The organism is Streptomyces sp. NPDC058086, assembly GCF_042885015.1.
Classification (GTDB): Bacteria; Actinomycetota; Actinomycetes; order Streptomycetales; family Streptomycetaceae; genus Streptomyces.
Window position 1 is genome coordinate 1 of the sequence record NZ_JBHVST010000196.1, and the last position, 9,268, is coordinate 9,268.

The following is a 9,268-nucleotide window of genomic DNA, read 5'->3' on the forward strand; positions in this document are numbered from 1 at the left end:
GACTCGGGGGTGGTCCGCCTGTTGACGGGCCGGACCCGGGACTGGAACTAGGGCGGCGCGGTGACTACACCGCGCCGCCGTCCAGTTCGAACCAGACCGACTTGCCCACGCCGTGAGGGCGTACCCCCCAGGCGTCCGCGAGGGACTGGACGAGGACGAGGCCTCTGCCGTGCGTACCGTCGTCGGCGATCGGTACCCGCAGCCTGGGCCTGCGTCCCACGAAGTCCCGTACCTCCACGCGGAGTCCCCCGGGTCCGACGGTGGCCGTCAGGACCGCGTCGTGGTCGGTGTGGATGAGGGCGTTGGTGACGAGTTCGCTGGTCAGCAACTCGGCTATCTCGGACTTCTCCGGCTTCCCCCAGTGCCGTAAGAGTTCCCTCAGTGCTTTGCGGGCCTCTGGCACCGCTCGTAGATCGGCCCTGGCCAGCCGGCGCCTGAGCTGCGCGGCTGCCGGGTCCCTCGCGCCGTCGGTCGCTTCTTCCTCCACTGCCTGTGCCGAGGAGGCCCCGATGGCCACGGGACCACCCCCTCGTACCTGCCTCTTCATGACCCCCGCCTGCATGCCGATGTCGGGTTCCCCTCCTGATCGAACATGTTCACGGGAATCCATGCCCCATCGGCGACGCGGCAGTCATGTCGAATGGTCAACCACCAGCCATTCCCGAGCGGAAGCACGGTGCCGCGCCGGAACGGTGGCCTGTGGGGCGCCACAGCCCGTACGCCAGGACTCTCCGGGGCCGGCTCGCGCGACGGCGACCCGTCCCGTGAAAAGCCCCGCCTGCCCCGCCCTACGCCTGCTCGACGCCTGCTCGAGGCGCACGGTACGGACGACGCATCCGCCCTGGCCGGGTCCGCGAGGGGGAGGTGAGCCGGTGCGCCCCCGCGCGCGGCGACGGCGCACCCGGCGGGCCCGCGCCACCCGGCGCCTCCCCCTCCCGTGCGACGTGTTGACCGCGAGCGCTCGGTCCGTCTACCGACTCTCGGCTGCGGCTATGGCCGTACTCGACAGGGAGTCGGTCAGGGACGCGGCACGTTGCGCAGGTTGGAGCGCGCCATCTGCACCATTCGGCCGACGCCACCGTCCAGGACCATCTTCGACGCCGACAGGGCGAACCCGGTCACCATCTCCGCGCTGATCTTCGGCGGGATGGACAGGGCGTTGGGGTCCGTGACGATGTCGACGAGAGCCGGGCCCTTGTGCTTGAAGGCGGCCTTCAAGGCACCGGTGAGGTCCTTGGGCTTCTCGACGCGCACGCCGTACGCCCCGCACGCACGCGCGACGGCCCCGAAGTCGGGGTTCTTGTTCGTGGTCCCGTACGACGGCAGCCCGGCGACCAGCATCTCCAACTCGACCATGCTCAGGGCGGAGTTGTTGAAGAGGACGACCTTCACCGGCAGGTCGTACTGGACGAGGGTGAGGAAGTCACCCATCAGCATGGAGAACCCGCCGTCTCCGGACATCGAGACGACCTGCCGGCCCCGGTCGGTGAACTGGGCCCCGATCGCCATCGGCAGCGCGTTCGCCATCGAGCCGTGCGAGAACGAACCGATGACCCGGCGGCGGCCGTTGGGCGAGATGTAGCGGGCCGCCCACACATTGCACATCCCGGTGTCGACCGTGAACACCGCGTCCTCGTCGGCGAGTTCGTCGAGGACGGAGGCCACGTACTCGGGGTGGATCGGAACGTGCTTCTCGACCTTGCGCGTGTACGCCTTGACGACACCCTCGAGCGCGTCCGCGTGCTTCTTCAGCATCTTGTCGAGGAAGCGGCGGTTCCCCTTGGGCTTCACCCGGGGCGTCAGACAGCGCAGGGTCTCCAACACATCGCCCCACACCGCCAGGTCCAGCTTGGAGCGGCGGCCCAGGCGCTCGGGCCGGACGTCGACCTGGGCGATCTTGACGTCGTCCGGGAGGAAGGCGTTGTACGGGAAGTCGGTGCCGAGCAGGATCAGCAGGTCGCACTCGTGGGTGGCCTCGTAGGCGGCGCCGTAGCCGAGCAGACCGCTCATACCCACGTCGTACGGGTTGTCGTACTGGATCCACTCCTTGCCCCGCAGCGCGTGTCCGACCGGGGACTTGACCTTCTCCGCGAACTCCATGACCTCGGCGTGCGCGCCCGCCGTGCCGCTGCCGCAGAAGAGCGTGACCTTGTCGGCCTCGTCGATCATCGCGACGAGCTTGTCGATCTCGGTGTCGCCGGGGCGGACGGTGGGCCGGGAGGTGACGAGGGCGGTCTCGAGGGTCTTGTCCGGGGCGGGCTCGGAGGCGATGTCGCCGGGGAGGGAGACGACGCTGACGCCCGACTGGCCCACCGCGTGCTGGATGGCGGTCTGCAGCAGCCTCGGCATCTGCTTCGGGTTGGAGATCATCTCGTTGTAGTGACTGCACTCGCGAAAGAGCTGGTCCGGGTGGGTCTCCTGGAAGTAGCCGAGGCCGATCTCGCTGGAGGGGATGTGCGAGGCGAGGGCGAGGACCGGGGCCATGGAGCGGTGGGCGTCGTACAGACCGTTGATGAGGTGGAGGTTGCCGGGGCCGCAGGAGCCGGCGCAGGCGGCGAGTTTGCCGGTGATCTGGGCCTCGGCGCCCGCGGCGAAGGCAGCCGTCTCCTCGTGCCGGACGTGGATCCAGTCGATCGCCGCGTTGCGCCGGATCGCGTCCACCACCGGGTTGAGACTGTCGCCGACGACGCCGTACAAGCGCTTGACGCCCGCACGGACGAGGATGTCGACGAACTGCTCGGCGACGTTCTGCTTGGCCATGCTGCACGCACCTCTTTGTGATCCATGGATCCCACGGGTCCCTTGGCTCATCCTTTGGGTCCATGAATTCACACGGTGCGCCGTTACGCCTCCCAAACGGCCGCGACGGTCCGGTCGTCGGCGTATCCCTTGACCCGTACCTGGGTGTCGGCGAGAAACGCGGCGAGGCCGGGTGGCTCGCCCCCCGACCACCGCGCCGTCAGGTGCTCGCAGAACTGCGGTTCGCCGCGCAGGGGCTCCGCGAGGCCGCCGGTGCACAGCAGCAGCGTGTCACCCGGTCGGGCGACGGAGGCGCGGAAACGGAAGGGTTCGCGGGGCGGTTCGGTGAGGGTACCTCCCTGCTCGAGCGCAGCCGAGAGCTTGGGGGACGGTTCGTACGGGCTCGGGGGCGTGGTGATGCCCAGGTCCATGGTGAGCCGGTCGCCCTCGGGGGTCTCGTGCGGCAGCGATCCGAAGCCGACCACGGCCTCGCCGGTGGTCTCGGCGACCCGCGGCTCGATGTCCTGCCACTCGCCGTCCCGCAGCCGGAACAGACCGCCGGCGCCGACTCCGAAGAAGACGCGTGTACGGCACCCGGGGTCCCCGGTGAGCAGCAGACAGCGCAGGCCGGCGGTGTACTCCTCGGGTTCGATGCCCTGTTCGGCGGCGCTCGCGCGCAGCTTGCCGAGGCTGCGGTCGGTGAGCCGGTGCAGGCCCGACTTCAGGTCGCCGCGACGGGCCGCCCTTATGTCCTCGGCCAGCCGCGCGTGGCTGCGGCCCACGGCGCGCCCGATCCACCGGCACGCCTCGGCCGCCGCCCGGTGCGCGCCGGGGGTCGCCCGGGCGCCGGTCGCCATCGCCACCAGGACCAGTGCGTGCTCGCCCGCTCCGAAACGGGCGGTGAGCAGGGAGTCCCGGCGGGGCTCGCCCCTGAAGCGCGCGGAGTCGCCGCGCACGGAGGCCGCGCGCAGCGTGCTCGCCCCGTAGCGCGCCCCGTCCAGGACGGTGTCGGCGATCAGGTCGTCGAGGTCGTCCGGGTCGGCGGGCGGGAGGGCGGTGGGCTCGGCGTCGTAGGTGGGCGGGCCCGAGCCGACATGGCCGACGGGGGGTGGCTGGTGGGGGACGGTGAGGACCGGCTCGGGGGGCGGCGGGGCGGCGAGGGCGTCCACGGGGGCGGCTGTGCCGGGCGGGGCGGGATCCGGCGGCGCGGTGGGGCGCGGCGGCACCGCCGCGCCGGGCGATTCCTTGGACGTACGGTCACGGAGCGACTCGGCGTGGAACCCGGGCGGCGTCGGTCCCGGCGGGAAGGCCGCGGGGGTCGGCGGTTCGGCGGGCGGGGGTTGCCAGGGGGCCGAGGGCTCTTCGCCACCCGCCGAGGAGCCGGGATCCACACCACTCCGAGAGAAGCCTGTGGCCTCGCTGCTCCACCAAGGACCGGGCTCCGCGTCGGCCGCCGAGGGGCCGGGATCCTCCCCGCTCCTCGAGGGACTGGGGTACCCGCCGCCCCACGAAAGGCCCGGGTCCCCGCCACCGCGAGAGGGCTCGGAGTCCTCCCTGCCTCCCGAGACGCCAAGGTCCCCGCCACTGCGCGAGGAGCCGGCGTCCGCGCTCGTCGACGGGGGCAGGTTCTCGGCGGGCCGGGTCGGGTCGAGGAAACGGTCGGGTGGGTCGGACCGGGGCTCGCGGTCCCAGCGGGGGGCGAGGCGGCGGCCCAGTTCCTCGCCGCGCGGGGTGGCGCCGCCGCCCCGTTGCTCCGGGACGACGGGAAACCCGTCCCGCTCGGGCGGCGCGGCCCGAGGCGCGGACCCCGAACCCACCGTCCCCGCGGCCGACGCGAAGCGGTCGTCGAGGGAATCGGCCGCGGGCGTGGGCCCCGTGTCCCCGGTGGAGTCGTCGTACAGCTGCCCCCACCAGTCGTCCTCGTGACCGGTAGGCCTCTCCCCCTGCTGGCTCATGCCCCTAATTGTCCACCGCGAGAGCCGCATGAAAACGGGGCATCCGGAAAAACCGGCCATAGGACTGATAGTCGAACGACGCGTCGGGTGATGTATCGAATGGCCGTACGGGTGCAGAGGGTTGAAGAAACGTCGGACGTCGCGTTGAAGCCGCCGGACGATTCCACCCCCCACGGGAGAACCGCCCGGCGGCGCCCTGAGTGTGACCTGCTTCCCTGAGGTTCCCCTGTGACGCGCGCTTCGCGCTCCCCAAGGTGCCACTCCCAAGATCACTCCGCCCGCGTCCGCGCGGGCCGGTCCGGCCCAAGCCGGGCATTACGGGCGGCTGTTGCTGCCGCGGTGCCGTGAGCTTGGCAGAGTTACGGGTGCCACGGCGATGATGTGCCGAGGCGGGTTTGCGCCGTGGCCGATTTCCGCCAGGTCACGGCCGGAACGGGATTTGGGGAGGGCATCGCCGCATGCTGGGAGCGATAGGTCTGGACGAGACGCACGAGTCGGCGTACCGGGCACTGGTGTCCGTGGGCGCCGCCGACGTGCCCGACCTCGCGCGGCGGCTCACGCTCGGCGAGCACGACACCGAACGCGCCCTGCGCCGACTGGAGCGGCACGGTCTCGCGGCCCAGTCCTCGGGCCGCCCGGGACGCTGGGTCGCGGCGCCGCCCGGCGTCGCCCTCGGCGCACTGCTCACCCAGCAGCGGCACGAGCTGGAGAAGGCGGAACTGGCGGCCGCCCTGCTCGCCGAGGAGTACCGCGCCCAGGCCACCGAACCCGCCGTGCACGACCTGGTCGAGGTGGTGATCGGAGCGGCGGCGGTCACCCAGCGGTTCCTCCAGCTCCAGCTCGGCGCGGCCACGGAGGTGTGCGCGCTGGTCACCGGGAATCCGATGGTGGTCTCCGGGATGGACAACGACGCGGAGGAACAGGCCGCGGGACGGGGCGTCGGCTACCGCGTAGTGCTCGAACGCGCCGTCCTCGACCAGCCCACCGGCCTCATCGAGCTGTCCGCCGCGCTCAGCCGCGACGAGCTGGTACGGGTCGTGGACAAGGTGCCGACCAAGCTGGTGATCGCCGACCGGACGCTCGCGATGGTGCCGCTCACCTCGCACACCGCGGAGCCCGCCGCCCTCGTCGTGCACGCCAGCGGGCTGCTGGAGCTGCTGTCGGGCCTGTTCGAGTCGGTGTGGCGGGACGCGCTGCCGCTGCGGCTCGGCAGCCGGGGCGTCATGGAGCAGGAGCCGGACGGCCCCGACGTCACCGACCTGGAGATCCTCTCCCTGCTGCTGGCCGGGCTGACCGACGCGAGCGTCGCCAAACAGCTCGACCTGGGCCTCAGGACCGTACAGCGCCGGGTGAAGCGGCTGATGGAGCTGGCGGGCGTCACGACCCGGCTCCAGCTGGGCTGGCACGCCTACGAGAAGGGCTGGGTGGCCCGCGACTGACCTGCGCCTTCGCGCCCGCTCAGTCACCCTGGGCAGATGGGAGCGTGGGAACTCCTGCTGGTCGGCGTGGTGATCGCGCTCGGCCTGTGCGGAGTACTGGTGCCCGGCGTGCCGGGGTCGTGGCTGGTCTGGGCCGCGGTCCTGTGGTGGGCCCTGGCCGACCCACGGGGCCTCACCTGGGGCGTACTGGTGGGCGCGACCGTGATCCTGGTGCTGGCCCAGGCGATCCGCTGGGGGTTGCCGCCCCGACGGCTCCGGGAGGCCGGCGCCACTCCCCGCATGGGCGTGTACGCCGGGTTCGGGGCACTGCTCGGTTTCGTTCTGCTGCCGGTGGTCGGCGCGGTCGCGGGCTTCCTCAGCGGGATCTATCTCTACGAGCGGCCGAGGCTGGGCGGGCACAGCCCGGCGAAGGCCGCGGTGGGGACGGTCATGCGGTCGGGCGGCTGGCGCGTCCTGACGGAGCTCTTCGCCTGCCTGCTGGTCGCGGCCGCGTGGCTGACCGTGGTGATCTGGGGCTGAGCGACCTCACCGGAACGGGAACCAACACATCGGATCTCTCCCTTCATATTGACGGGCTGCAGCCACTTCTCTACGTTGCATCGCGGGATAGCTCCGATGAATCGATGAACCGCCTGAAGCGCAGTCGCTCGAGCCGCCTGGAGGCACCCGCATGCCCAGCCCGTCCAGACGTACCGTCCTCGCCACCGGATCCGCCCTCGGCGGCACCCTGCTCGCCGGAGGCATGCCCGCCCAGGCCCGGGCGGCCGGTCACGCGGACACCTCCGACCCCTGGCGCACCGTCCTCGAAGACGCCGATCTGGTCTGGCAGCGAATGCCGAAGACCTGGTACGAGGGCCCCTACCTCGGCAACGGCTTCCTCGGCTCCGGGATCTACGCCGAACCGGGCGCGGAGGCCGGTTCGTTCTCGGCCGTGCGCTTCAACGTCCAGCACTCGCAGGTGCAGGACCACCGCCCCGAGTTCGGCTCCCTCTTCGGCCTCGCCCGCCTGCCCATCGGCTGGTTCACGCTGGAGCCGGTGGGCGCAATCACGGGGCTGGACTGGCGGCTCGGGCTGCGCGACGCCGAGCTGACCGGCACGCTCACCACGGACAAGGGCACGCTCACGCTCCGCGCCCTGGTGCACAACTCCCGCTCGGTCCTCGCCGTCGAGGTGACCCCCAGCGAGGGCGAGCGCGACTTCCGCTGGGTCTTCCACCCGGCGGACGCGATCAGCCCGCGCGCCGACTTCAAGCCCCTCCCGGACGGCTACCGGGGCAACCCGCCCGCCGAGGTCGCCACACACGACGGCGTCTCCACCGCCGTACAGCCCCTGCTGTCGGGTGGACAGCACGTGACCGCGTGGCGGGAGCGGACGCGGGGCGGAACACGATGCCTGTACGTACATGTCGCGCACTCGTATCCCAGGTCCACGGCGCTGGGCCGGGCGCTCGCCACCGTGCGCGGGGCGTCGGCGCTGCCGTACGACGTGCTGGCGGGAACCCATCGTGCCTGGTGGCACGCCTACTACCGCAAGAGCTTCCTCTCCCTCCCCGACGCGCGCATCCAGCGTTTCTACTGGATCCAGCTCTACAAGGCGGCGTCGGCGGCCCGGCGGGACGCGCCCGTGATGGCGACCAGCGGCCCCTGGCTGGAGTCCACGCCCTGGCCCAACACCTGGTGGAACCTCAACGTCCAGCTGGAGTACTGGCTGATCCACGGCTCGAACCACCTCGAACTCGACGCCGTGACCAGGGCGTTGAGCGAGTTCCGGGGCAATCTGTCGAAGGAGGTGGCGGACCGGTACCGCGCCGACTCGCTCGGCATCCCGCGCACCACGGACCCGCAGCTCGTCAACGGCGCGGCGGGCACCCTCACCGGCTACGGCGTCGGCATCCCAGGCCAGGACCCGCCCACTCCCGAGGTCGGCAACCTCACCTGGGCCCTGCACAACGTCTGGCTCAGCTACCGCCACACCATGGACGAGTCGATCCTGCGGGACGTCCTCTTCCCCCTGCTGCGCAAGGCGATCAACTACTACCTGCACTTCCTGGAGCCGGGCGCGGACGGGAAGTTGCACCTGCCCGCCACCTTCTCCCCCGAGTACGGCGGCAACTCGCGCGACTGCAACTACGACCTGATGTTGCTGACCTGGGGCTGCCGCACCCTGCTGGAGTCGGCCGAACTTCTCGGCATCGACGACGCGTTGGCGCCGCGCTGGCGCGAGGTGCTGGCCAAGCGGGTGCCGTACCCGACGGACGCCAACGGCTTCATGATCGGCGCGGACATCCCCTTCGCGAAGTCGCACCGGCACTACTCGCATCTGCTCGCGGTGTACCCGCTGTACGAGCTGACCGGCCGCACTCCCGACGAACTGGCGCTGATCGAGAAGTCGTTGGCGCACTGGGTGGGCTTCGAGGGTGCCCTTCAGGGTTACACCTTCACGGGCGCCGCCTCGATGTCCGCGCTGCTCGGCAAGGGCGAGGACGCTCTCAAGTACCTCGGTCAGCTCATGACCCGCTTCATCCAGCCCAACACCATGTACAAGGAGTCGGGCCCGGTCATCGAGACGCCGCTGTCGGCCGCCCAGTCCCTGCACGACATGGTCTGCCAGTCCTGGGGCGGCGTCGTCCGGGTCTTCCCCGCCCTGCCCGCCGCCTGGGCGGACCTGACGGTCCATGACTTCCGCACCCAGGGCGCCTTTCTGCTCAGCGCGGTACGGAAGGGCGGCGTGACCCGCTGGGTCCGGCTGGTCAGCGAGGCGGGCGCGCCCTGCGTCGTACGGCACGACATCGCGGGCGCGATCGACGTACGGGACGGGCGGGGACGGCCGCTGCGGTACGAGGCGGTCGGCGACGAGACGATCCAAGTCGCCCTGCGCCGCGGCGAGTCGGCGCTGATCACGGCAAGGGGTGACCGCCCCGACCTGACCGTCACGCCGGTACGCCCGAACGCGGACGCTCCCCGGTGGGGGCTGCCCGTCTAGGTCCTGTCGTCACATTCCCGTCGTCCGCCCGGAGGGCGGGCCCTGCGGCGTCAGGTACGTGCTCTCGGCGTGCCGGGCACAGGCCCTCGTACTGGACGTACTTGGGTCTGTGCCCGGTGCGGCGAAGGGGGTCCCTCCCTGTTCGAGCGAAG

At 71.5% G+C, this 9,268-nt stretch carries 6 protein-coding genes; 3 read left to right on the top strand and 3 right to left on the bottom strand.

The features are described from left to right. Positions 1 to 64: 64 nt before the first annotated feature. The 3 genes from ACFVWD_RS55970 to ACFVWD_RS55980 all read right to left on the bottom strand — a co-directional run bounded on the left by ACFVWD_RS55970 (position 65) and on the right by ACFVWD_RS55980 (position 4,694). Complete coding sequence (locus ACFVWD_RS55970; RefSeq protein WP_389606710.1) at positions 65 to 517, bottom strand: ATP-binding protein; 453 nt, start codon at positions 515 to 517, stop codon at positions 65 to 67. A gap of 500 nt (positions 518 to 1,017) precedes the next feature. Then, the gene (locus ACFVWD_RS55975; RefSeq protein WP_389606711.1) at positions 1,018 to 2,760 is read right to left on the bottom strand and encodes a pyruvate dehydrogenase; all 1,743 of its coding nucleotides are present in this window, start codon (positions 2,758 to 2,760) and stop codon (positions 1,018 to 1,020) included. 83 nt (positions 2,761 to 2,843) lie between these two features. Continuing rightward, the gene (locus ACFVWD_RS55980; protein ID WP_389606712.1) at positions 2,844 to 4,694 is read right to left on the bottom strand and encodes a protein phosphatase 2C domain-containing protein; all 1,851 of its coding nucleotides are present in this window, start codon (positions 4,692 to 4,694) and stop codon (positions 2,844 to 2,846) included. Positions 4,695 to 5,152: 458 nt separating this feature from the next. On the opposite strand from ACFVWD_RS55980, the gene ACFVWD_RS55985 reads away from it, so the two are divergent. From ACFVWD_RS55985 to ACFVWD_RS55995, 3 genes are all read left to right on the top strand, one after another. After that, a complete protein-coding gene (locus ACFVWD_RS55985; RefSeq protein WP_389606714.1) occupies positions 5,153 to 6,133 on the top strand; it encodes a helix-turn-helix domain-containing protein in 981 nt (326 codons plus the stop codon). A 36-nt stretch (positions 6,134 to 6,169) separates the two neighbouring features. Continuing rightward, positions 6,170 to 6,652, top strand: coding sequence for a DUF456 domain-containing protein (locus tag ACFVWD_RS55990; RefSeq protein WP_389606715.1), 483 nt, complete (start codon positions 6,170 to 6,172; stop codon positions 6,650 to 6,652). 151 nt (positions 6,653 to 6,803) lie between these two features. After that, on the top strand, positions 6,804 to 9,116 hold the full coding sequence (locus ACFVWD_RS55995; RefSeq protein WP_389606716.1) for a glycoside hydrolase family 95-like protein: 2,313 nt from the start codon (positions 6,804 to 6,806) through the stop codon (positions 9,114 to 9,116). Positions 9,117 to 9,268 lie beyond the last annotated feature (152 nt).